We start from the raw sequence: 25,662 nt of genomic DNA, 5'->3' as shown, positions 1-25,662 counted from the left end.
ATAAATCTCTTGTTTCCATTCAGAACACTAAATGGACTTTTGCCCTAAAATTTATAATTTTGCAATATCAATTAATGAAATATTATCTATATCTGCATTTTCCAGACTTGTTAATAAGGCATTAGCCGTATCCAAAGACGTAAGACATGTTACTCCCGTCTCGATGGAGGTACGGCGAATTATAAAACCGTCTCTCGATTTATCACGCCCTTGGGTAGGTGTATCGATAACCAGATCGATCTCATGACCCAGGATTAAATCAATTATAGTCGGAGCTTCTTTATCCAGTTTATTTACTGGAATTGCTTCCACACCGTTTTCATTTAAAAACTTGGCGGTACTTCTGGTCGCATAGATTTCATAACCAAGTGCCTTAAATCTTCTGCCTACTTCTACAGACTCCAGTTTATCCGCATCCTTTACGGTCATAATCATTTTCTTGTGTTTTGGAAGATTGATTCCTGCACCCAAAAACGCTTTATATAAAGCTTCATTAAAAGTTTTAGCAATTCCTAAACATTCCCCGGTAGACTTCATCTCCGGTCCAAGGCTGATATCAGCTCCATGTAATTTTTCAAAGGAAAATACCGGCATTTTAATCGCAATATAATCTGCATTCGGTGCTAATCCGGTCCCGTATCCCAAGTCATTAATCTTTTCTCCTAAAATAACGCGGGAAGCTAAACCTACAATCGGAATACCGGTTACTTTGCTGATATAAGGAACAGTACGGCTGGAACGTGGATTTACTTCGATTACATAAACCTCATCATGATACAGGATAAACTGTATATTAATTAAACCGATTACATTAAGGGATTTTGCTAGCTTTCTGGTATAGTCCACTATAACATTCTTAAGCCTTTCCGTCACATTCTGGGCAGGATATACCGAGATACTGTCTCCGGAATGGATACCGGCACGTTCTACGTGTTCCATAATACCAGGAATCAAGATATCTTCCCCATCACATACCGCATCTACTTCAACTTCTTTACCCATTAGATATTTATCAACCAGAATCGGATGTTCCTGAACATTTAAGTTAATAATAGCCATAAATTCTCTGATATCGTCATCCGAAATTGCAATCTGCATGCCCTGACCGCCTAATACATAAGATGGTCTTACTAAAACCGGATATCCTAATTCATTCGCTGCAGTTATGGCTTCCTCTGTCGTAAATACTGTTTTTCCCGCAGGTCTTGGTATACAGCATTCTTCCAGGATAGCATCAAACAATTCCCTGTCTTCCGCTGCGTCAACATTTTCAGCAGAGGTTCCAAGAATAGGAACTCCCATCTTTAATAAGGCATCTGTTAATTTTATCGCTGTTTGACCGCCAAACTGCACTACGGCTCCGTCCGGCTGTTCCAAATCTACGATGCTTTCCACATCCTCCGGAGTTAGCGGTTCAAAATATAATTTATCGGCGATATCAAAGTCCGTACTGACGGTTTCGGGATTATTATTTACGATTATGGTTTCATAGCCTGCTTTTCTTAAAGCCCATACACTGTGTACGGAGCAATAATCAAACTCAATACCCTGTCCGATACGAATAGGACCGGATCCTAATACCATAACTTTCTTTTTTGTTTTCACCGGGTCTACTTCATTTTGACTTCCATAGCAAGAATAATAATAGGGAGTGCTTGCTTCAAATTCAGCTGCACAGGTATCTACCATTTTATAGGCCGGTGTAATTTCATACTCTTTTTTGCGTAATAGCTTAACATCTTCTAAATTCTTTCCTGTGAATTGTGCAATTACACGATCCGGGAATTCAAGCCTCTTAGCTTCTAAAAGTAGTTCTTTCGTTAGCGGTTTGGTCTTTAATTCCTGTTCCATTTCTACCAGAATAGCGATCTTGTCTAAAAACCAATGATCTATTTTAGTTATCTCATGTATTTCATCATAGGATATTCCTCTGCGGATAGCTTCTGCAATGACAAATAATCTTCGGTCATCTATCAGGTGTAGTTTTTCTCTGATTTCATCCGTCTTATATTGTTCATAATTACCGTATTGCAGGCTGTAGATATTCTGTTCAAGAGAACGGAGCGCCTTCATTAAGGCACCTTCGAAATTCGTGCAGATACTCATAACCTCACCGGTAGCTTTCATCTGTGTGGTTAAGGTTCTTTTTGCCATGATAAATTTATCAAAAGGCCACTTAGGAATCTTAACAACAACATAATCCAGTGCAGGTTCAAAGCTGGCATATGTTTTACCGGTTATCACGTTCTGAATTTCATCCAGATTATATCCAAGAGCTATCTTAGCTGCGACTTTTGCAATAGGATATCCCGTCGCTTTGGAAGCTAAAGCGGAGGAACGGCTAACTCTCGGATTTACCTCGATAACGCAGTATTCAAAAGTTTCGGGATGAAGTGCATATTGAACATTACATCCGCCGGTTATATTTAATTCTGTAATAATATTTAAAGCGGAAGACCTTAACATCTGGTACTCTTTATCCGCAAGGGTCTGGGAGGGTGCAACTACGATACTATCACCGGTATGTACACCAACCGGGTCGATATTCTCCATATTACATACGGTTATACAGTTACCCTGCTTATCCCTCATTACTTCGTATTCGATTTCTTTCCAGCCGGCTATACATCTCTCGATTAAGCATTGACCTACGCGGCTCAAACGAAGACCATTGGAACAGATTTCTCTTAATTGTTCTTCATCCTGAGCAATTCCGCCGCCGCTGCCGCCAAGAGTATAGGCCGGTCTTACAACTACCGGATAACCTATGGTTTCTGCAAAAGCAACCGCATCATTCACTGTTGTTACAACCGTGCTTGGTGCACAAGGTTCACCGATTTTTTCCATGGTTGTTTTAAATTCCAGCCGGTCTTCTGCTTTCTTTATAGTATCCGAGGTTGTACCGATTAATTTAACATCATTTTCTTTTAAAAATCCGGATTCTTCTAATTCCATGGCAATATTTAAAGCAGCCTGGCCGCCGAGTGTAGGAAGAACACTGTCCGGCTTTTCCTTTAATATTATTTTTTTAACCATGTCAGGAGTTAACGGTTCAATATAAACCATATCCGCTATATCTTTATCCGTCATAATGGTAGCAGGATTAGAATTAACTAATACGACACAAATTCCTTCCTCTTTTAAGGAACGGCAGGCCTGGGTACCTGCATAGTCGAATTCTGCCGCCTGTCCGATAACAATCGGACCGGAACCTATAACCAATACTTTTTTGATGCTGTCAATCTTTGGCATTATTGTACCTCCATCATCTGAATAAACTCATCGAAAAGGAACTCTGAATCCTGCGGTCCGGCACATGCCTCCGGATGGAATTGGACCGTAAATATATTTTTTCCTAGATAATGATAACCTTCTATCGTCCCGTCATTTGCATTGATAAAACTCTTTTCAGCTTTTGCCTCACTCATGGATCCGTCTTCCACTACATAACCGTGATTCTGGGAAGAGATATATACCCTTCCGGTTTTCAAGTCTTTTACCGGATGATTCGCACCTCTGTGTCCGTATTTCATCTTTTTAGTATCCCCACCGTTAGCCAATGCCATTAACTGATGGCCGAGACAGATGGCAAAGATCGGGACGTCACTGTTATACATTTTCTTGATTTCTTCAATTATTTCCACACATTCTTTTGGATCCCCGGGGCCGTTGGACAACATAATACCGTCCGGATTTTCAGAAAGGATTTCTTCTGCTTTCGTTAAGGCAGGATATATGGTAACATCACATCCTCTTTTTAATAAGCAGTCCTTAATATTATCTTTTGAACCATAATCCAATAAGGCTACCTTAAAATTACCCTTGCGGTAAGGATGAATTTTAAGTCCGCTTCTTGCATTATCTGCATCCGTTGGTACATATTCCTTTGCTAAATAGGTCGTTTTCTCTTTGCAGGTTACCTTTTCAACTACCTTAGTCACGCAATGTGCTTTTAATTTTTTAATCACATCTTCTAAAACATAATTTTCATTGGTAGTTATCATACCGTTCATGGTACCTTTTTCCCTTAATATCTTTGTTAAGGCTCTCGTATCAGTTCCGGCAATTCCGGGTATGTCTTTTTCCGTTAAAAAGGTTTCAATGCTGTCCTCGCTTCGGAAGTTACTTGGGCGCCTTGCAATTTCTCTTACTATATATCCGTCCACCCATGGTTTTTTTGATTCCATATCTTCATAACAGATACCATAATTTCCGATTAGCGGGTACGTCATCACCACTGCCTGACCTGCATAAGATGGGTCCGTAAGCACCTCCAGATATCCTGTCATTGAGGTGTTGAATACTATTTCACTAATCATATCCCTAGTTGAACCAATACTTTTACCTGTGAAAACATTACCGTCTTCCAGTATTAGAAAAGCTTTCATAACTTCCACCTGTTCCTTTCAAATAATGTAGTGCATTTTAAAGTAACTGCAGTGTCTAACAGATACCCAAATTGTCAAAATTCTATCATATCTTTCTTTAAAATGCAATACTTATTTTCACTTATATCAAATTTATTATTATTCATTTTTGTTTATAATTATAAGTTATAATTTTGATTTAATCAAGTAAAATCAAGTAAAATGTTTTTATTTGAATTATATATCTGATTTTTCCCTTTCCTATCCATTTGAAACGTAAGAAACTACTTTATATAAATAAGAAAGCATCTTGCAGACTATAGCGCTGTTCTGCTGTTACTTTAGCGATAATTACCCGAAAGTCTGTCAATTGTATCTGCCCGGAGGGTTTTTAATACAATAGGGCATCAAATTACTATCACATAAAAAAAGACTTAATATCTTTAGGATAAACCTAAAGTTCTAAGTCTTTTTGGCTGGGGTTATAAATTTTGTTTCACCTATTATTGCATATAATTTAATTATGCATATTATTATGCATATTATTAATTTCTATAACATTTCTGACGTTTTTTTTATTTATCATTTTTTTTAATATATTTTCTGCATTTTAATTATATATATCATTTTGATTATATATCTTTTATAATTCCGCAATTCTGGTTACTGCAACATATAATTCAGATATTCTATACCAGGTCGGAAAATCAACGATACCGGTTGCCGGTAGTCCAAAGGTCTGTTGAAATATTCTTACAGCGTCAGCGGTCTGCTCGCCATAAACTCCGTCCACAGCAACCTTGGGTATTACCGTATAAACATTGGATATTGCATTTAACTGATCCTGTATCATTCTAACACTATCGCCTCGGGAACCAGTTGTTAAATTGGAACCAGGCCAAGAGGCGGGCACACCGGCTACTTCATTTGCCGAGTTGATATACATATTGGCTCCATAAAAATTACGGATTATCTGTATCGCGGTAAGACCCTGTTCTCCCAAGTCTTTAGAACCCCATTGGGTCACCCATATAGAAACAGGGTATGAACTACAATAATTAATGTTTTTCATACGTTTCTCATATTTTATTTTTTTATTCTAATCATTTGTTGCAGCTTTATTTATCAACTTGATCTATTTCTCCTTCTTTTTTTTCTTCGTCCGTTTCCTCTTCAACAGTTTCATCAATACTGTTTTTGAGCAATTTTTCTGTATTTTCTATAATAATGTCTTTTATCTTACCTGCAGCCTCCGGTTCTATTTTCCTGAGCAATTGAATCTGATGATCCGATTTAGCCATATTATAATATAAGGCTTTTGCTACGGCATAACCACCCCAACCGGCAAGACAGACCTGATATAGTTCACCGGTGTCAATTCCAAACCCCTGCATCAGAAATAAAGCGATTGTCATAATCCAGCATTCAATCCTGGAATATTCCAACAGCTTTTTACTAAAGGGAAGAAAATTAGTATTTGATCGTTTTCTTTTTGTTTTTTTTAACATAGATCACCTGCTATAAACTTATAGTTAAAAATATTATTGTGTAACCTCATTTAGTACAACTGACAGGTCAAATATTAACAGTTACTTCACAAATTCATAAAACTATGTACATAAATGAACGATATAATAATTTCATAGCATTTATTTAGTAAATAATTTTTTTCATAAACAAGGCCGGCAGGAAATCCTGTCGGCCACTCCTCTGTACATATATCTGCTGTTTTAAACCGCGAAAGCAAACTAATTGACTGAAAAGTCACAATTAATTTTTCATTTTTGACTGCTTACCCTTAATCTCTGAAGCAGGTATATATCCTATCGCTCTTAATGCTTTCTCGTTAAGAGCAGCTCCTATCTTTTTTCTTTCTTCATCTGATAATAAATCCCATGATTGATATGTTTTTTCAATGTTTACAAAGATATTTACTTTCAACTCCTGTTTCATACACTTAACCCCTATTATCACTTTTACCGACTCTAATATAAATCTATGAAAATGGGGTTGTACATATTGCAGATCTGGTTATTTTTCCGGTTTATTTTAAATATAATCAGAAAAAGGAGCTGGTAAATATGCAGTCCGCAGCATTATATATACGCGTAAGTACTGAGGATCAGGCGGAATTTTCGCCAGATGCCCAAAAGAGGTTATTGCTGGATTATGCCAAAAGAAATCATATATTGGTTGATGAAGAATATATCTTTATTGATGAGGGTATTTCCGGCCGAATAGCAGAAAAAAGACCAGGATTTATGAGTATGATAGCAATAGCCAAAAAGAAACCTAAACCATTTGATATTATATTGGTTCACCGTTTTGACCGTTTCAGCCGTTCCCGAGAGGACAGCATCGTATACAAATCATTACTAAAAAAAGAATGCAATATTCGAGTAGTATCCATAACGGAGCAGCTTGAAGATGATAAATTCAGCGTAATATTGGAAGCTATGCTTGAGGCTATGGCCGAATATTACTCCTTAAATCTGGCCGATGAAGTTATGAAAGGTATGACAGAAAAAGCTTTACGAGGAGGTTATCAGGCTAATCCGCCACTTGGGTATAGAATATTTCATAAGGGTGAGCTTCCGGTAATTGTTCCCGCGGAAGCCAGAATCATTAAACTGATCTTCCATAAATATGTATACGACAATATGTCAAGTTTTCAAATTGCTAAACTCCTAAATTCTTTGGGATATAAAACGAAGCAAAAAAAAGATTTTGAACGCAGATCCATTGAATATATTTTGAAAAATCCAATGTATAAAGGGTTTATCCGCTGGAACCAAATTCATAACGCCACCAAATCCCTGAAAGAGAAGTCGGAATGGGTTATAGTAAAAGGGCAGCACGAACCGATTATATCAGAAGAATTATTTGAGAAAGCACAGGAAATAAATCGTAAAGAATCTACAAAATGTAAAAAATCCAGACCTGTCACCGAATATAAGCATTGGTTAACCGGATTATTGAAATGCAGCAACTGCGGCCGGAGTATGACGGTTACTAAAGGTAAGAACACCAGATTTTCTCAATTTTGCTGTAGTGGATATACCAAAGGCAAATGCCCTGTATGTAATAGCATTTCCGAAAATATACTGATACCCGTAATTGTGCAAACCCTATCAAAAGTATTATATTCCGTAAAAGGAGATTATATTTTAAATGAATCTCAACCCGTTATGGGCACTATGATATTAGATCAACAGCTTAATAAGTTAAAGGAAAAAGAAAACAGAATAAAAAACTCATACCTAAATGGAATTGATACCATGGATGAATACAGAAAAAATAAAGAACTTCTGCAAAAAGAGCGCTTTTATATTTTAAAACAGCTTGAGGTTATCACCGTAAATAATATGGATAACACGAATGACATCCGAAACCATTTGGATTCCGTATATAAAATAATAATTTCTGATCAATTTGATAATTTAATGAAAAATAGAGCATTACGTTCCATTATTGATAAAATAGAATATAACAAAAAAGATGGCTGCCTTAACTTTTATTTTATATAACTGCCATGGCGATATTACTCTATAACTATCACTGCTGTTACCTAAATCAGCTGTTTTAATCGAATTTAATTATAAAGCATATAACCGGTATCTTATAAGGACATAATATAATTAACTTATAGTTAAAATTACTACCCTGTTACTATATGGGCATCCACCCGGGGCAGGTTACATTTCTTCCGTCACAGTATTGGGTTAAAATTGGCTGCTTAACATTTGGTCTGGACAGATAATTATTAAAAATCTGATCTACGGCTAACCCGATATTGTTATAAATGTTTCTTCCTCTGATCCACTTATGGTCAAATGCAGTTGAAGATGTAATAGTAAAATTATAACCTTGATTTCGGTACCACTCCGTATAAACTCTGTTTAAAGTGAACGACATAATAGCTAATATATTAGCTGTAATTGTTGCTTCCGGCCAGGTTGCATAGATTTCACTGGAAGCGACATTTTTAATATAGTCTCTGTAACGTACATAATAATTAGCTGCTGAGGTATCCGTCGGAGGTCCGTCATGAACAATAACAAACTCCGGAACTACAACAGATGCTAAAACTATTTCACCGGATTCAGCCGTGGGTTTTATCTCTGCTTCCGCAATTTTGGGAGGATAATCTCCATATAAGGTGTGAGGGCCTATAACCCAAACTTCTTCCGCTTGAGCATTTTCAGGTAACGGAATCATTTCAATGGGTTGTATTGCAGTTACATTGGATAACAATTGGGTTCCGGCTACTTCTACACTTTCGTATCCCGGAGCCGATACTGTCACAGTATATTCGGAATAAGGCTGTTCGAAAACCGTTTGATCCAGACTGTATTCCACAGGTGGAGCAGGTAAATTTATCTCCTCTGTACGCCCTAATTCATTTGTTGTGAGTTCTTCCACTACGGAAGTAGGGTCTCCGGTATATGCTATTCTTACCGTAGCGTTTGGTATCGGTCTGAAACCTTGCTGAGTTACGCAGTTCACTTGTAATCTTCCAAAGGATTGGGTTTCCATTTGTGCCGGATAAACTCTGCCCAAATCATATCCATAAGGGATACCGGAATCTTTATTAAAATTTGGATAAATTATTGATTTGGCAGTATTCCTATAATAATCTCTTATATTCATATTTACACCTATTGCATATCACAAACCAGTCTGCGATAGTGCCACATATTATTCTCACTTTCAATATATGCTTTAATAATAAAGAAAGTGATAGAATAAACTCAATTGCCAAATTGGTATGGTTCTCTATGATCTAAAGTATCAAAATCATATCCTTTCTCTTTCATGGATTTTAATAAGTCCGGAAGAGTTTTAGCCGTTATCTTATTAACAGAAGAATCATGCATTAGTATAATTGGATTATTAAACCGATCCAATTCTTTTAATATATTATTTTTTATGCGGTATTCCGTTGGATAACCCACCGAATCTTCCGCACTTATATTCCAATCATAATAAGTAAAACCCCTGCGTTTCATTTCAGCAATTAAATCGTTTCTAATTCGCTTATTATAAGTATTATAACTCCCCCAGGGGAAACGGAATATATTAACTTTAATTCCGGTTGTTTCGTAGATTAAAAGGTAATCCCGATAAAAATCGTCTAAAAAGGCTTCAACAGAAGAATATATATCTTTATAGTTATGCGAGTATGTATGGATTCCTATTGTATGCCCCTGTTTGACCATTTCTTTTAAACACGCTTCTCCTTCTGTCGTAATCGTACAACCTAATATAAAAAATGTTGCTTTTGCATTGTTATCCTCCAACGTCTTTAAAATATCGCTTGTAATATAACTTGGTCCGTCATCAAAAGAAATATAAGCCATCTTTTTTTCTTCTAAATGAATTACCGGTTTAATACTATCCACATACATATCCGGATACAGCTCCATGTAACTTTTCTTATGATCATCACTTAATACTTTTTCTTTGACTGCATCATTTTCTTTATTTACAGCCGATTGAAGTTTGAAATAAGAATTGCCGAAATTCCAGACTGTTACTGTATCATCACCTTTTTTATGTATCATTAAATCATTACCGATCTTATTATTAAAAATACATAATCTGAGTGTTAAAATAATAAATAAACTTAAAATTATAAATTTGATTTTCCTTACCTTCATATTTTTCCAAATAAGCTTCACCCGGTATACTATGGTTCGCAGGCGAATCACAGTATGTTATTAGGGAAAGTTAAATCTTTTTTCTATAATCATATGCCCAAATTATAAAACCATACATAGATGTAGATTACTCTTTTAGTATGTAACGGAAACAGATCTGATTCTGCATATATCAGCAAAATCAGACCTGATTTGAAAGGTTAGCTTATGTTATTCCCAATTAAGGGCAAAACATACATAATTAAGAACCAAAGCAGATATTAAAAAGGTCCGCTCTGTAACTTACTTGTAAGGTTATACCGTAGACAAATCCCATTCCTCATAAATCTTAGGAACATCATTAATCAATCTCTTTGTGTATTCTGCTTTCGGATGAAGAATTACATCGTCAGCAGTTCCTTTTTCTACAAATACTCCATGTTCCATAATATATACAGAATCAGATACATAATATGCAAGACCTATATCATGTGTAATAAAGATAATGGTCATATTAATCTCTTCCCGTAATTTTAATAACATATCCAGAATCGTTGCACGGGAACAGGCATCAATCATTGAGGTCGGCTCATCCGCTATTAAAATCTGGGGTTTTAGCAGAAAGATTCTCGCTATCATTAATCTCTGCATCTGCCCGCCGGATAATTCAAACGGATACTTTTTGGTTAATTCGGCAAATTTCAGGTTAACAAAACTACAGGCTTCTGTCATTAACTCTACCTTTTTATCATAGGGTAAATCTTTTTGCCCTCTCATATTAATACAATCCAATAATAAGGTATCAATACGGTTAAAGACATTAAAGGAGGAAAAAGGATCTTGAAAGATAGCCTGTATTCCTTTCCAATAGGCTCTTTTTTTACGTGCACTGCGGATATCTCTAAGTTTACCATTGTAATAAATTTCACCTGAAGTTACACTATGCAGCCCTAATAACATTTTTGCCAGGGTAGTCTTACCACTGCCGCTCTCCCCAACTATGGATATAATTTCACCTTTATGGAAGTCAAAATCTACTTTATTTACAGCGGCTGTTTTCTTATCACCAAAACCATATATTTTTGTAACACTTCTGCCGCTTAAGAAAACTTCATCAGATTTAGCCATGATTCTGAACCTCCTTTAACTGATCCTGATTAAGAATACAACGATACATACGGCCATCCTCCGTATGTACTTCTTCTATGTTTTGAACTTTACATGCCGGCATGGCATACTTGCAACGTTCAGCAAACCGACAACCTGCTGGTGGTTTTTTTAAATTCGGAGGTGTACCAGGAATAGCCGTTAATTTTACATCTCTGGTACCGGCTTCGGGAACTATAATGGATCCCATAAGACCTTTTGAATAAGGGTGCAGCGGTTCAAATACCATCTCTTTTGCAGTACCTTTTTCTACAATCTGACCCGCATACATAACCATAATCTCATCAGTTACATTATAAAGCAGAGGAAGCTCATGGGTTATAAATATCATAGATTTGATAAAACCTTTTACCATTAAATCGCGCATCATCTTAATAACCATCTTTTGAGATGTTACGTCTAAAGCAGAAGAGGGTTCATCTGCAATTAAAACCTTTGGTGATAATATAGTTGAAATTGCAATAACCGTACGCTGCTTCATACCACCTGACAATTCAACAGCATGTTTTTGTAATACCTCTTTGGGCAAATTTAAAACTTCAAACCTTTCCCTTGCCAAATCATAAATCATATTCTTTGGCATTTTAGGATCATGGGCATGTATAACATCTTCAATAAAATTGATTATTTTCTGAGTTGGGTTTAATGCATTCATAGCGGCCTGGGGAATATAAGAGACCTCTGTTCCAAGTACGGTTTTACGAACCTGGTCCGGTGTCATCTCCGAGATATTCTTTCCGTCTACAATAATACTTCCCTCCATATAATGCAGCGGCGCAAAATAATACCCCATAAGACTTAATGCCAGGGTTGATTTACCACAGCCGGATTCTCCGGCAATACCGATTGATTTACCCTCTTCCAGTTTTAAGGAGACACCATCAACCGCATAAACACTTTCATTAAATCTTGTAACATATTTTGTTTTTAAGTTATTAACTTCCAGCATTATCTTTCCCATATTCAAATTCCCCCTTAATCTCTTAACTGTGGGTTGAATACTTGATCTAAGCCGGTATTCATTAAGTTAAGTGAAAATGATATCAGCGCTATGGAAAGTACGACAGGTATAAATGCCCACCATGCGGATGACAACGGTGCCTGAAACTGCATCGCCCAGTTCATCATAAGTCCTAAGGTTGCTACTTTATTGGTACTCGGTCCTAAACCGATCATGGATAACTGGGCTTCTGAAAGTATACCGGAAGCGATTTGAAGAATATAAGCCATAACTACATAGGACGCAACATAAGGAAGGATATCCGTTAAGATAATTCTTGGCAAACTGTGACCGGATAGTTTGGAGAGATTAACGTGATCTCTGTTTCTTAAGGAAATCGTTTGTGCCCTTACCGACCTGCAGGTCCAAGGCCACGATGTAAATCCTATAACTACTGCCACCAGCATAGCACCTCTGCCGGCCTGACCTAAACTGGAAGCAATTAAGATTAATATAATAAAGGATGGAATAACAGTGAACATATTCGTGATAAAAGTAATAATATTATCAACCAAACCGCCCACATAACCGGCTAAAAGCCCAAGTGTTAATCCGATTGCTGTTGCTACGGTACCGGCAATTAACCCAATCTTTAAAGAGGTCTTAATCGCTGCTACCAGTTCGGTAAGAACGTCTCTTCCGAAGTTATCGGTTCCAAGAAGGAAAGTCACTTGATTTGGTATATCCTTTACATTAACAAATGCCTGGGTTCCAAGTACTGCCACTTCTTCCAGCTCACCGGTTTCTGCATTTTTCTGAGAAACTACATACCCCTGTGAATTAAGGACATTTTCAATCTTACCATATAATCTTACATATTGATTTTTGACCGCTTTTGTAGCACCCTCCATCTTGACATCTTTATCATAATATTTCAACCATAACTCAATAATATCATAAGCCTCTTTTGCCGCATTGACTTCTTCCGGTTTTACGGTAGGACAGTATTTTAATAACCAGTCCCTCATTAACTGCTGCTCATCCAAAGATGCCGCTTTAGCCAATTTATCGGCTACAACATCTTTATTAATTTTATAGCTGTCGGTATCCACGGCATCCGTAACGCTTACATAGGTTCCAGGTTTATAAAATAAACCGCCCACCATCTCCAATGGATTTTTTGTAACCAGCAGCGGATATATGGTAATCAATAAAAGAATCGCAGCAAAGATAACAAATCCGGCAACAAATTTCTGTGATTTAAATATTAACTGTAATTGATGTTTCATTTCGCACCTCTTTTCCTTTCACCTTTTACTCCTGCTGTGCCGCTTTAATTCTTGGATCTATTAAACCATACAGAATTTCTACAACAAGATTCGCTAACAAGACACCTACTGTAATGATTAATGTGCAGCCGGATATTACCGGATAATCCTGACCGGTAACAGCATTTAACATTCTGGTACCCAGACCCGGATAGCTGAATATCATCTCGGCTACTAACGCTCCCCCTACCATGGTACCAAGGGAAAGTGCAAGTCCTGTTATCTGTGGAAGCATGGCATTACGAAATACATATTTTACAATTACTTTATCTTTAATTCCCAAAAACCGGCTATACTTTACATAGTCTGCATTTAACTCATAAATAGACATGGATCTCATACCAATAGCCTGACCACCTATAGTAATCAATACAATGGACCAGAAGGGCATCTGATAATGTCTTATAACGGATAATATAAAATTAAAATTCATAGAAGGAATTAAATCAAATCCATATCCTCCGCTGGTAGGAAACCAGTTCAGATAGATACCGAATATAAATAATAGAATAATAGCCATACCAAATGCAGGTACATTACTGATAAATAAGAAAATAGGGAAAATAACTTTATCAAAAGAACCTTTAATATAGGCAGCAACTGCTCCTAATAAATTACCAAGGAACCATCCTACTAAAATAGCAGGAAGCTGCAGTGCAACCGTCCAACCGATTGCAGAACCAATCAAATCGGATACTTCCCTTGGAAAATAAGCAAAAGAAATACCCATGTCACCTTTGAACAAATTAGCTATATATATTATAAATTGTTCAGGAAGGGATCTATCCAACCCAAACATTCTAGAATAATCCTCGTAAACCTTTTGAATCGCGTTAGCATCTGTCATTCCAGTTACTGCTTTACTGGCAATTGTAGCTACCGGATTCCCCGGTGTTAAACGGGGTAATAAGAAATTAAGAATAACAGCAATCACTAAAGTCAATAAATACCAGGCAATTTTGCTGGAAAAATACTTAGCATAACCTTTCAAATCAAACACCTCGTTTCATTGGTTGGAAGCTCTTAAAATATGCTGTTACATTTTAAGCGGTTCCATTCTGCCATCACATAAATCAGCGGTCATGAATTTACTCTAATTTTCATTTCAAATCATGACCGCCGGAAGCAATCCTTACATAATCTTTATATTATTTTACTAAAGTCAGGTTATAAAGTCCTGCTATACCATAACCATCTGTAAGAACGGTAGGAGGTACATTAGAGCCATCATCGGCCTGAGGGAATCCGGTCCATACGGATTCGTTAACAGTATGGAATAAACCTGGGCGATACATTAATGCGAATGCAGGTACATCTGTTAAATATATCTTATTTAACTCGGTATATAATTCTTTTAGTTTAGCTTGATCTGTTACAGTAGGAATCTGATCAATAATCTTATCTGCTTCCTTATTACTGTAACGTCCGAAATTCCAGTCTGCATTCTGACCTTCTTTAGCGGGTGTAGTGTACATGGTTTGATAGCAGCGGGTCCAAGGATTGGAAATACTTGCTCCAGGATAGGAGTTCATAATAACATCAAAATTACCGGTGAGACGGTTTGTGGTCCATTCTGCAGCAGTAGTCCAAAGTGTAGTTACATCTAAACCGATTGCCTGACCGGCAGCAGCAACCATTTCAAGAGCTGAGTTCCAATCAGTCCAACCGGACGGACACTGTACAGTAAAAGCAATCTTCTTTCCTTTGTATTCACGGAATCCATCGCCATCGGTATCTTTGATACCTGCTTTATCTAATAAAGCTTTGGCTTCGTCAATTTGTTTACCTTTCCATTGTAAATCTTTTAATTGTGCTTCATCAATTAAAGCACGTTCCGGAGCGGTCGGATTCATAAGTGCCGGAGGTACATCGCTCATTAATGGAGTATATCCACTCATAGCTGTTGTTGCGATTTGTTCATAGTCGGTAGCCATAGCAAGTGCTTTTCTTACTGCCGCCTGATCAAGCCCCGGTTTTTCTACATTAAAGATTGCGGTAGGAAGTGTAACGCAGGCATAATATGGTGCATCATCAAGATAAGTAGAAACTGGTTTGCCATTCTCCCACATCTTCCAAACTTCTGACATAAACTGCTGGGATACATCAACTTCACCTTTTTCGAAGGCAACTGCACCTGCATTATTATCAATAAAGATGTTATGTGCTAAGTATTTTGGTGCCGGAAGTTTGCCCCACATGGAAGCGTCCTGGCCCCAATAATTGTCGTCTCTGACAACAACAACTTTTGTTTCATCATCATAATACGGTTTGTAAGGACCGGAAGCAATCAGATTTTCATTTTTAGCAGTTTTGATCTTATCGGCATCATTACCGTTATCTGCTTCCAATTTAGACATCTGAGCTTTATTAACGATAAATACTTTCGGGAATACTTCAAGTACCTTTAATGGATTATAATTTTCGCTGCTTGCTGTGAAAACTACTGTCTGGGGATCAACTGCTTTAACAGAATCGATATATGGTGCGAACTGAGTACCTTGAGCTGTCTGCAGTCTCTTATGTGCATCAAAAGTATATGCAACATCATCGGCAGTAACTGGTGTTCCGTCGCTCCATTTAGCAGCCGGTTTTAACTTAACGGTAAATTCTTTATCTTTTTGTTCATAACTGTCTGCTAACAAACCATATAATTTACCATCATTTTGATTAAACATAAATAATGTCTCATAAACCATTGTTCTGGCGTCATCATTTTGTTCGATCCACCAGTTGTTGGAATTGCTGGAAAATGGGTTGTAGTCATTAATAGCGCCCCATTGCTGACCAGAAAAATAAAGTGTTTCTTCTCTTGGAAGAGAAGCTGCTACTGTAGCTGCATCCTGTGGTTCTGCTGTTGCTGCTTCAGTTGGTTCCGGAGTTGCTTCCTTGGTGGGTTCCGGAGTAGTTGCCTCTACCGTTGGTGTTGTTGTTGCTTCACTGGATGTATTCGCGGTGTCATTCTTCTTACACCCGGCCAGTAAGGATGTAACTACTAAAGTCATTACTAATAATAAAGCTGTTACATGTTTCCTTCTTTTCATTTTTTACCTCCCGTATTTAAATATGATTTGAAGTTAGAAAATTTTACGCTTTGTAAAGCTTTCTATTTACTTATCTTAATATATATTGTAGAATAAATCCATGCTGATTTATATTTATTTTGTTAATTTTTTATACATGATTTAGCTATATTTGTAAATAGGCTTAATATTTCTTTTAAATTAATACAAATATTATACATGCTTTTGTTGATATTTAATAAAGATTTTTCTTTTTTATCTTTTTTAGGTTTTTTTACTTAAATAAATCATTATTAACCTAATATTTTATATATAATGCATAAAAATAGTCAGATGAGGAGGACTAAATAATGTACAAACATGAAATCATTGAATATTCGAAAGATGTTCCAATCAGAGTCAGTATCCAAAGAATGGAAAATACTACCAGGCATTGGCATGGAAGTATTGAAATTTATCTGGTTCTAAGCGGTGACATAACAGTTATACTGGAATCGGAAACCTTTCATCTAATTGAAGATGATATCTTATTGATTAACAGCAATCAATTACATGAAATTCATTGTAATGATAATGTTGTTGCTGTATTGCAGATTAAACACAGCTATTTTAAGCAATGGATAAACGACTCTACTTTTTTTGAAGTAAATTCTTCTATTTTTCATAACAAATCAAGATTTTTGGAATTGAAAAGATCCATCGCAAAGTTAATCTATTTAAACTATAACAATACCGATTGTGATGATTTATTATGTATCTCACATTCTTATCAACTGCTTCACGAACTGGTAAAAAACTTTAAATGCAATGACACTAAACTTACCGGTAATAAATCCAAAAATTTAAAGAGATTAAAAGGAATTATAGAATATTTAAATGACAACTATACAGAAAATATCACTTTAAATACGGTTGCCGAACGAGAATATCTGTCAGCATCCTATCTGTCACACTTTTTTGAAAAAAATATGGGTGTCAGCTTTTTTAATTTTTTAACTGGAATTAGAATGAATCATGCAGTGAACGATTTATTAAATACAAATCTTACTATTGAACAGATAGCGGCTAATAACGGATTTGCCAACAGCCGGTATTTTGTGAGCTGTTTTAAAAAAGAGTACGGAATCTTACCGAAACAATACCAGAAAGAACACAGAAAGGAAACTGATATCAATGTGGTGAAAGCACAAAAGATCAGTGACTACCTGTTAATCGAACAACATGATTTTCTAAATAAACTGGGAGAATATCTGGAAAGCGGAAATACCTTTAAAAAAGAAAAAACAGATTCTTCTTTTTATAATATAATTAATGTAAATGTGTCAAATCTGAAATGTAGTCTGTTACATACCTTTAAAACCTTTACAGGTGTGGGCAGGGCCAAAGATATGCTTATGCAAAAAGTGCAATACGAACTGATAACCCTGCAGAAAGAAATTGGTTTCCAATATATTAAATTTCATGGTATTTTGGATGATTCCATGATGTTATATAATGAAGATAAAAGTGGCAATCCCTATCTTACCTTTACTTATGTGGATGAAGTTCTTGATTTTTTGCTTTCAATCGGCTTTAAACCCTTGATTCAGCTCTCTTTTATGCCTAAACTTCTTGCAAAAAATCCCGAATCCACCATTTTTTACAACCCTGTAATATTAAGTGAGCCAAATAACTATAATAAATGGGTTTATTATATAACCGAATTAACCAAACATTTTATTAAACGATACGGTTTATCAGAAGTACGGACCTGGCTTTTCTCTTTTTGGAATGTACCTTTTAAGACCTATGTATTTGCATTTGAAACAAATGAAATCGCATATGAATTATACCGGATAACCAGAAATTGTGTAAAAGAATGCGATCCCCACCTTCTTTTCGGTACTCCCTCCTATGGTTCCATTAATTTTGCCAGTTCAGAATTTTATGATTTTCTGGATTATTGTAAAGCGAATAATTGTTACCCTGATTTTTATAATATCCATTGTTATCCCGTTAAGACATCAACCACAAAAGATCTTGCTACCTTGGGAGAGTCTTACCGCGACAGCGAAAATGATAAAATTATATTATCGGATGACCCGGATTATATGGCACATACCATTGATTGTTACAAGAAAAAAATGACGGGGTATCCAAAACTTCCGACTTATATAACAGAATGGGCTTCCACTTCATCACACAGAGATTGGCTAAATGATACCTGTTACCGTTCCTCCTATATAATTAAAAATATTTTAGAGAATTACGATTCCATGGATAGCTTCTGTAATTGGTGTATATCTGATACACTTGAAGAATTGCCTTTATCCAACGAAGAATTCCATGGTGAATTAGGTCTGTTTACCTTAAGTGGTATTAAGAAACCGGCTTATTATGCATTTACTTTTTTAAATAAATTATTAGATACTTTGATTGATAAAGGTAATGGCTATTTCATTACAACAAACCAGAAAGGAGACTATGCAATAATTCTCTATAATTACTCCCATATATCACCGCTATATGCCCAGGGTGTTTTATTTAATGTAACATTTTTAGAACGGTATAATGCCATTGTTGACGCTAATTCAATGGAAGCCGATTTAGTCCTGACCCAGATTGAAAATGGTGATTATATCCTTACAGAGCAGATTGTGAACCGCGATTATGGCAGTGCTTTTGATGAATGGGTGCGAATGGGCGCACTTCCCCTTACCTCGGAAGAAGAGATAAATACTTTAAAAGGTCGTTCCATGCCGAAAATAAATAAAATGAATATCCAGATAAGTAATAACCTCTTAAATTATTATGCAGATTTAAAACCTCATGAAATAAGATTGGTAACTATTAAGAAGCAGCTCTGGTAGACCCTGAACCGTTGACATATAAATTATTCTATAATACAATAAGTTTGGCTGTCAGCTGCTATGATTCTAACTTACCAATAAATTAACTTTTAAATAACTTTATACAGGAGTACCAATATGTCAAATAAAACTGGTTTTTTTAATCTGGAAGAAAATATTAATAGTACAATTTATGAGGGGTTATTAAAATTAGGTTACCAGAATAATGAAAGTTTTAGCATTTATTACGATCTGGACCTTCTAAACCATCTGCTTCAAACTGCTTTTGAATCAAATGAACTATGCCTTGGTTATCTGCAGGAATTTAAAGCTTATGCTAAAAAGCATCTATTTGATATAGAGATTTCCTTAGAACGTAACCGCTTTAAATTTACCGTATCAAAAGATGGTATAGAGTATATTTATAAACATGAAAATAATCCCTTTTTACAGGAGTTAATTCAAACTGTTAATACACATTCTTTTCATTTAGAAGATATTCTTGCTATTTTTAAACGTTACTCCGGGGATTACGTTTGTGAAGAAATCGATAATGACGAATTTCAATATGTTCTGTATTTTAAAAACAATCGTTTTGACAGATTCAAGTACTGTTTCACCTTTGATGAAATGGGCGGGTATTATCATCGTTTGCTGGATTTTAGTTATAATAAAATTATGAATGAATAGCAATATCTCTATAATTATAGCAGTAGTTAATCAGACCCGAATAACGTGTTTTACTTAAACCGTAAAATAGGCTGTATCAAAAATCATAAATTAACTTAACCCCTGGTTTTTGGAGTAATATTAATTATGAATTTTGAAACGGCCCTTTTATTTTTTTCTATGGACGACAAAATATTATACTGCCCATTATACTCGGAATAGATTAATTGCTTCATTGAGTTCTTTTGCATTTTCGCCCAGTACTTTTGATGCATCTTCCAGAGCTTTTACGGATGTGTTTTGGGTATTTACAGTATCCTCTACCATATCGGAAGTTGCCAGGGTCTCTTCTGCAATTGCTGATATGCTTTCAACCGCATTTAAGGTCCCTGTCCTGGCACTATCCATATTTTTCATATTCTGGCTGATAACAGTAAGGCTTGAAATCAATTTTTCAACTCCAGAGTTCATATTGTGGAAAGACTGGATGGTATTATCTACGATATGATTCTGTTTCTCAACTATATTTTCAGCTTCCCTTGCAGTAATAACAGTTTCCGAAGTCTGCTTTGTAATTTCTTCAATCACTTCTCTTATCTCATTTGCGGCCTGTACAGACTGCTCAGCCAGTTTTCTGATTTCATCCGCTACTACAGAAAATCCTCTTCCTGTCTCCCCTGCCCTTGCCGCTTCTATAGATGCATTTAAAGCTAAGAGATTCGTCTGGTCTGCTATTTCATTAATGACCTTGATAATTCTGTCAATCGAATAGGATTTAGCCTCCAGCGCTGTGATATTGTCTACCACATATTTTGTTATATTATTGGTCGCTTCCGACTGCCTGGATAATTCCTCCATGGTAGTAATTCCCTGGTTTATCATATATTTCGTATTATCCGTAACTTTTTCAATCTCTCCCAGATTATCATTTACATCCGTAATTTTTCCTGATAATTCATCCATCCGCATTAAGCAGCTCTGGGAATCCTGCGCCTGGGCTGATATGCCGTTGCCGATTTCATTAATTGCTAATGAAATATTACCGCTGGCTGCTGCTATGTTCTCCGATGACTGCATTACATTTTGTGCCGAATCCGAAACCAGTCCGCTGACGTGAGTAACTTTCTGTATTAAGCGCCTCATATTGTTTAGCATTTCCGTAATATTTCCGGCCAGCACAGTAAACTCATCCTTGTGTTTTGATGATACCTGAACTGTCAGATCCCCTTCTGAAATCTGCTTTAAGTTTTTATTGATACTATTTAAGCTTCTTCCTATCCCGAAAGATAGATACATCCCGATCCCTGCTGCAATCAGGCAAGCTAATAGCACCACTATAACGGTTATATTTTTTATGTCGTTAGCCTGCTGCATAAAGCTTGCTTTCGGTACCAGACCGCAGATTGTCACTCCTGTGTCACCTATTTTACTGTATAAGTATAAATAATCTTCCGATTTATATTTAATATACTTCGATCCAGTCAAAGCTTCCGATTTCATACTTTCCTTATAATAATTTTGTGAATTGAATTGAAAGTCTTTATTTTTATCGGAGATCTCAGCTGCTGCAGTCCCTTCTATTCCATCGTTCTTCTCTGAACCGCCCATATCCTCCGTTAAAATCTCTGAACCATCCGGTGTAACCAATCCTACTATGCTGCCTTTACCAAGCTCCAGTTTTTTTAAAAACTTTGTTATCTCTTCCCGGCTTACATCAATAATAACCCCTGAATCTTTGGACTGAGAAAGACGATAAAGTGAAAAAGCATATTTAGCCGTATCTAAACCAAATTTCGAATCGATCAGCGGATGATTTCCTCTCCAATAAAACTCAAGTTTAGAATCGCTTAAAAGTTTCCCCTCCTCTGCTTCCGTTAATTCCTTATAAAAACCGTCCAGGATCTTATTACTGCTGGTTAATACCGGTATACCCGAGGGAGTGATGATATGTATATTTTCAATCAGTTGTTCTAAATCAACCTTTTTCATAAGTTCTCTGTCTGTGGATTTTACAAAGATATCTCTCATTGAATCCGTATTGTTGGTTACTCCCTGGGCAAAGTAACTAATATCCTTATCTTCAGCATACTGTAATGCAATGGAGTTAACAGAACTTAATCCAAAATTCATATATTCCGTGGCCATATTAATTGAATTTTTCGTGGCCTGTTCATAATTGGATATTAATCCTTTGGATGCTTTTGTATATGAAACAAATCCTAAAACAACAATAAATAACACGGGTATCAGAAAACCAAATATCAGTTTCTGGCGAATGCCAAAATTATGTCCATGTATCTTTCCGCCCTTTTCTTTTCTTATGCTTATTAACTTTTTCTTAACATTATTTTTTTTCATACGGCAGCAATCTCCTTTGTACTGTGTATTTTTAATTTTTACAAAAAATCGTGAGCGGAAGAGCTTTTTATTCCGTGGGAAGTTCGGAGAACCCTCCCATGAAATAAAAAGAGTCCCTGGTGATACCCTAAAGTACGGATATCCCCTTCGACCCTTCACATATATTACACTATTCATTTAGGATTTACAAGTATTTTACTGCGAAATTTACTTATTCTTTTATAAATTAAGGGGATATTTATATTATTCCGACATTTATCAATTATAATGTTGCTATTTCGACATTATTGTATACATCAATTAACTAATTAAATAAAAAAGGGCGTCTAAGTGAATCATTTTCTAGTATATATTTGCTTGATTTTATTCGCTTCAATGTATACACTGAAAGAAAGATATGATAAGTTCTGCAAAAAACAGATTCTAATCTTAGGAAATTCTTAGGAAATTCTCATGCTAAAAATAATACATAAATATAACTTATTTGATATAATATTTAAAGATTTAAGATAGCCTGAAAGGAGGAAACAGGTCATGAATGATAGAATTCTTGTCGTAGATGATGAACATGATATTGCAGACTTGATCGAAGTCTATTTTCAAAATGAAAACTTTACCATATTTAAATATTATTCCGCCAGAGAAGCTCTTGCCTGCATAGAAAGTACGGAACTTGACCTTGCTATTCTGGATATTATGATGCCTGAAATAAATGGATTTGACCTTTGTCGAAAAATCCGTGAGTCATATACTTTTCCCGTAATTATGTTGACTGCAAAAGATGAGGAGACGGACAAAATTACAGGCTTAACTTTAGGTGCTGACGATTATGTCACAAAACCATTCCGCCCCCTCGAATTGGTAGCAAGAGTGAAAGCCCAGTTGCGCCGGTACAAAAAATATAATTCTATAAAGGAAGAACCGGATATAAACCCGGTTCTAAGTTTTGACGGTTTGGAGATAAACACAAATACATATGAATGTATGCTAAAAGGTGTTGCTGTATTGCTTACACCAACAGAATTTTCCATTCTCCGTATTTTACTTCAAAACAAAGGAACCGTTGTAAGTTCCGAGAAACTGTTCCATGAAATATGGCAGGACGAGTATTACAGTAAAAGTAATAATACCATTACTGTTCACATTCGGCATTTGCGTGAAAAAATGGGTGATACTGCAGAGGAACCAAAATATATTAAAACAATATGGGGAGTGGGTTATAAAATTTAGTTCCGCATTGGTATGCAGCATATTGAATGGAGGGTGATAACATTGAATAACAACATAGAAAAAAAATTACGCGTAAAGTTCTATATTACCTTAAGTCTCTACACGTTGGTTGGCTATATTCTGGCAATGTTATACGATTACGTATTTAACAACATTTCATTTTTTCCATGGCTGCATCTCAGGATTGATATCATCTATATTCTTTACTTAATTATCGGATTTTGTTATATCTTCTATCATTACTGGAAAAAGCCATGGGAATATCTGCAGGAAGTCATCAACGCAACGACAACGGTATATCAATCAAATGACAGCATCATCGAATTATCAGAACCGCTTAAAGACGTAGAAAAGCAAATGAACCAAATTAAAATGGCGGTTCTGCTCAGCCAGCAAGCCGTTAAAGAGGCAGAAAACAAAAAGAATGAATTGGTCATGTACCTGGCACATGATATTCGTACTCCACTCACCTCTGTAATCGGATATTTAAGCTTACTTGATGAAGCATCGGATATGCCAGTGGAACAGAAAGCAAAATATGTAGGGACTGCTTTAAAAAATGCTATGCGGCTGGAAAAGCTTATTAATGAATTTTTTGAGATTACACGTTACAATACACAGCAAATCAAACTCACCAAAGAAAATGTTGATTTATACTATATGCTTGTGCAGCTCATTGACGAATTTTATCCGGTTTTATCCGCTAAAGGTAATACCGCTGTACTTAAGGCAGATGAGTCTTTGACAGTTTATGCAGATTCTGAAAAACTGGCCAGAGTATTTAACAACATTCTAAAAAATGCCGCTGCATATAGTTACCCTGATACTAAAATTTTGATTTCAGCAAAAAAGGAACAGAATCAAATTATTATTACATTTAAGAACCTGGGACAAACTATTCCCCCCGATCAGTTATCTGTAATCTTTCAAAAATTTAATCGTTTGGATGAAGCCCGTAAATCTGACACCGGCGGTGCAGGACTTGGTTTATCTATAGCTGACGAAATCGTTCGTTTGCACGGCGGTGAAATCTCTGTCCATAGCGAAAATGAAACGGTTACATTTCATGTATTCCTTCCGGTTACGCCTTAGGAAAACATTAATTCCATCTTAGGATTTCCTTAAGCATTTATCCTGTTAATATTAAAATCTAAAACGTCCTTGTTCTGTACAATAAAACAGAACAAGGACGTTTGTCGTTGTAATATTAATAAAAGGAGAACGATATGGAACTTACAATTATTAACCTTTGTAAAAGATTCAAGGACAAAACCGCAGTTGCTGATGTCAGTTTAAACCTTACCCCCGGCGTATGGGGACTGCTCGGAGCCAACGGAGCCGGTAAAACAACACTAATGCGGATGATTGCTGATATCTTGAATCCAACTGGCGGAAAAATCCTTTATGACGGTAAAGACATCCATACTATGAAAGCAGCTTATAGGAATCTGTTTGGTTTTTTACCGCAGGATTTTGGATTCTTTCAGGATTTTACTGTATGGGATTATTTGGAGTACGTGGCCGCATTAAAAGACGTACCGGTAAGAGAAACGAGAAAAAAGATTGACAGCCTGCTGGATACACTTACCCTGGCTGATGTGAGAAACAAAAAGATTATCAAGTTATCCGGTGGTATGAAACGACGGGTGGGAATCGCTCAGGCAATGTTAAATGACCCCGGAATTCTAATTATGGATGAACCGACAGCCGGTCTTGATCCTGGTGAACGGGTTCGTTTCCGAAACTTTATTTCAGAATTTTCCCATGATCGTATTGTACTGATTTCAACTCATATAGTATCTGACATCGAGTATATAGCAACTAAAAATGCTATTATGAAAAACGGGAAAATTCTTAATGTAGGGACAACAGATGAATTAGTAAAACAAGTTGCCGGTAAAGTCTGGACCTGTCTGGTACCTGCCGATAAGATGCCTTTATATGAAATGCAGCTTCGTATTATTAACCAGCGCAATGAATGTAACAATAAGGTATCAATCCGTTATTTGGCAGATGAAGCGAAAACCAGAGATTCTATAATGGCACCGCCTCGTTTGGAGGATTTATATTTATGGTTGTTCCCACAAGAGGGACTTAATGAGGAGGGAAAATAATT

Annotated in this window: 18 protein-coding genes and 1 pseudogene; 6 read left to right on the top strand and 13 right to left on the bottom strand. The window is 36.2% G+C overall.

Features of this window, described 5'->3' with window-relative positions; all coding sequences use genetic code 11:
• Positions 1 to 51: 51 nt before the first annotated feature.
• From carB to RBU59_RS25365, 5 genes are all read right to left on the bottom strand, one after another.
• Positions 52 to 3,252 carry a carbamoyl-phosphate synthase large subunit gene (carB, locus tag RBU59_RS25385; RefSeq protein WP_308145264.1) on the bottom strand — a complete coding sequence of 1,067 codons (3,201 nt, stop codon included), beginning with the start codon at positions 3,250 to 3,252 and terminating at the stop codon, positions 52 to 54.
• Positions 3,252 to 4,388, bottom strand: coding sequence for a carbamoyl phosphate synthase small subunit (locus RBU59_RS25380; RefSeq protein WP_308145263.1), 1,137 nt, complete (start codon positions 4,386 to 4,388; stop codon positions 3,252 to 3,254). The genes carB and RBU59_RS25380 overlap by 1 nt, the downstream gene beginning before the upstream one ends.
• Before the next feature lie 622 nt (positions 4,389 to 5,010).
• Entirely contained in the window at positions 5,011 to 5,439 is a 429-nt protein-coding gene (locus RBU59_RS25375; protein ID WP_330698408.1) for a peptidoglycan-binding domain-containing protein, read from the bottom strand.
• A gap of 46 nt (positions 5,440 to 5,485) precedes the next feature.
• Positions 5,486 to 5,875 carry a hypothetical protein gene (locus RBU59_RS25370; RefSeq protein WP_308145262.1) on the bottom strand — a complete coding sequence of 130 codons (390 nt, stop codon included), beginning with the start codon at positions 5,873 to 5,875 and terminating at the stop codon, positions 5,486 to 5,488.
• Positions 5,876 to 6,137: 262 nt separating this feature from the next.
• Positions 6,138 to 6,320, bottom strand: a complete 183-nt coding sequence (locus tag RBU59_RS25365) for a hypothetical protein (protein ID WP_308145261.1) — start codon at positions 6,318 to 6,320, stop codon at positions 6,138 to 6,140.
• Positions 6,321 to 6,448: 128 nt separating this feature from the next.
• Here RBU59_RS25365 and RBU59_RS25360 point away from each other — a divergent pair, with 128 nt between their 5' ends.
• The gene (locus tag RBU59_RS25360) at positions 6,449 to 7,894 is read left to right on the top strand and encodes a recombinase family protein (protein WP_308145260.1); all 1,446 of its coding nucleotides are present in this window, start codon (positions 6,449 to 6,451) and stop codon (positions 7,892 to 7,894) included.
• A gap of 151 nt (positions 7,895 to 8,045) precedes the next feature.
• Here RBU59_RS25360 and RBU59_RS25355 read toward each other — a convergent pair.
• From RBU59_RS25355 to RBU59_RS25325, 7 genes and pseudogenes are all read right to left on the bottom strand, one after another.
• Positions 8,046 to 8,903 (bottom strand): annotated as a pseudogene (locus RBU59_RS25355) (carboxypeptidase-like regulatory domain-containing protein); the annotation flags it as partial.
• 215 nt (positions 8,904 to 9,118) lie between these two features.
• Positions 9,119 to 9,931, bottom strand: coding sequence for a polysaccharide deacetylase family protein (locus tag RBU59_RS25350; protein ID WP_308145259.1), 813 nt, complete (start codon positions 9,929 to 9,931; stop codon positions 9,119 to 9,121).
• Between the two features lie 390 nt (positions 9,932 to 10,321).
• Positions 10,322 to 11,134: an ABC transporter ATP-binding protein gene (locus RBU59_RS25345; protein ID WP_308145258.1), complete on the bottom strand. Its 813-nt coding sequence runs from the start codon at positions 11,132 to 11,134 to the stop codon at positions 10,322 to 10,324.
• A complete protein-coding gene (locus RBU59_RS25340) occupies positions 11,127 to 12,134 on the bottom strand; it encodes an ABC transporter ATP-binding protein (protein ID WP_308145257.1) in 1,008 nt (335 codons plus the stop codon). The genes RBU59_RS25345 and RBU59_RS25340 overlap by 8 nt, the downstream gene beginning before the upstream one ends.
• A 14-nt stretch (positions 12,135 to 12,148) precedes the next feature.
• Positions 12,149 to 13,402, bottom strand: coding sequence for an ABC transporter permease (locus RBU59_RS25335; protein ID WP_308145256.1), 1,254 nt, complete (start codon positions 13,400 to 13,402; stop codon positions 12,149 to 12,151).
• Between the two features lie 25 nt (positions 13,403 to 13,427).
• Positions 13,428 to 14,432, bottom strand: coding sequence for an ABC transporter permease (locus RBU59_RS25330; protein ID WP_308145255.1), 1,005 nt, complete (start codon positions 14,430 to 14,432; stop codon positions 13,428 to 13,430).
• Positions 14,433 to 14,589: 157 nt separating this feature from the next.
• Positions 14,590 to 16,482, bottom strand: coding sequence for an ABC transporter substrate-binding protein (locus RBU59_RS25325; protein WP_308145254.1), 1,893 nt, complete (start codon positions 16,480 to 16,482; stop codon positions 14,590 to 14,592).
• 329 nt (positions 16,483 to 16,811) lie between these two features.
• Here RBU59_RS25325 and RBU59_RS25320 point away from each other — a divergent pair, with 329 nt between their 5' ends.
• Together RBU59_RS25320 and RBU59_RS25315 are read left to right on the top strand one after the other, a co-directional pair.
• Positions 16,812 to 19,310, top strand: coding sequence for a GH39 family glycosyl hydrolase (locus tag RBU59_RS25320; RefSeq protein WP_308145253.1), 2,499 nt, complete (start codon positions 16,812 to 16,814; stop codon positions 19,308 to 19,310).
• Between the two features lie 117 nt (positions 19,311 to 19,427).
• Positions 19,428 to 19,979: a DUF3877 family protein gene (locus RBU59_RS25315; protein ID WP_308145252.1), complete on the top strand. Its 552-nt coding sequence runs from the start codon at positions 19,428 to 19,430 to the stop codon at positions 19,977 to 19,979.
• Between the two features lie 186 nt (positions 19,980 to 20,165).
• Here RBU59_RS25315 and RBU59_RS25310 read toward each other — a convergent pair whose 3' ends face one another.
• Positions 20,166 to 22,316, bottom strand: coding sequence for a methyl-accepting chemotaxis protein (locus tag RBU59_RS25310; RefSeq protein ID WP_308145251.1), 2,151 nt, complete (start codon positions 22,314 to 22,316; stop codon positions 20,166 to 20,168).
• Positions 22,317 to 22,850: 534 nt separating this feature from the next.
• Between RBU59_RS25310 and vanR the strand changes: the two genes are divergently transcribed.
• From vanR to RBU59_RS25295, 3 genes are all read left to right on the top strand, one after another.
• Positions 22,851 to 23,546: a VanR-ABDEGLN family response regulator transcription factor gene (gene vanR, locus RBU59_RS25305; RefSeq protein ID WP_308145250.1), complete on the top strand. Its 696-nt coding sequence runs from the start codon at positions 22,851 to 22,853 to the stop codon at positions 23,544 to 23,546.
• A gap of 42 nt (positions 23,547 to 23,588) precedes the next feature.
• Complete coding sequence (locus RBU59_RS25300) at positions 23,589 to 24,638, top strand: sensor histidine kinase (protein WP_308145249.1); 1,050 nt, start codon at positions 23,589 to 23,591, stop codon at positions 24,636 to 24,638.
• A gap of 134 nt (positions 24,639 to 24,772) precedes the next feature.
• Entirely contained in the window at positions 24,773 to 25,660 is an 888-nt protein-coding gene (locus RBU59_RS25295) for an ABC transporter ATP-binding protein (RefSeq protein WP_308145248.1), read from the top strand.
• Positions 25,661 to 25,662 lie beyond the last annotated feature (2 nt).

This window comes from Anaerocolumna sp. MB42-C2, from assembly GCF_030913705.1.
Classification (GTDB): domain Bacteria; phylum Bacillota; class Clostridia; order Lachnospirales; family Lachnospiraceae; genus Anaerocolumna.
The sequence above is the reverse complement of the archived record's forward strand: the minus strand, read 5'-3'. Positions and strand labels throughout refer to the sequence as shown.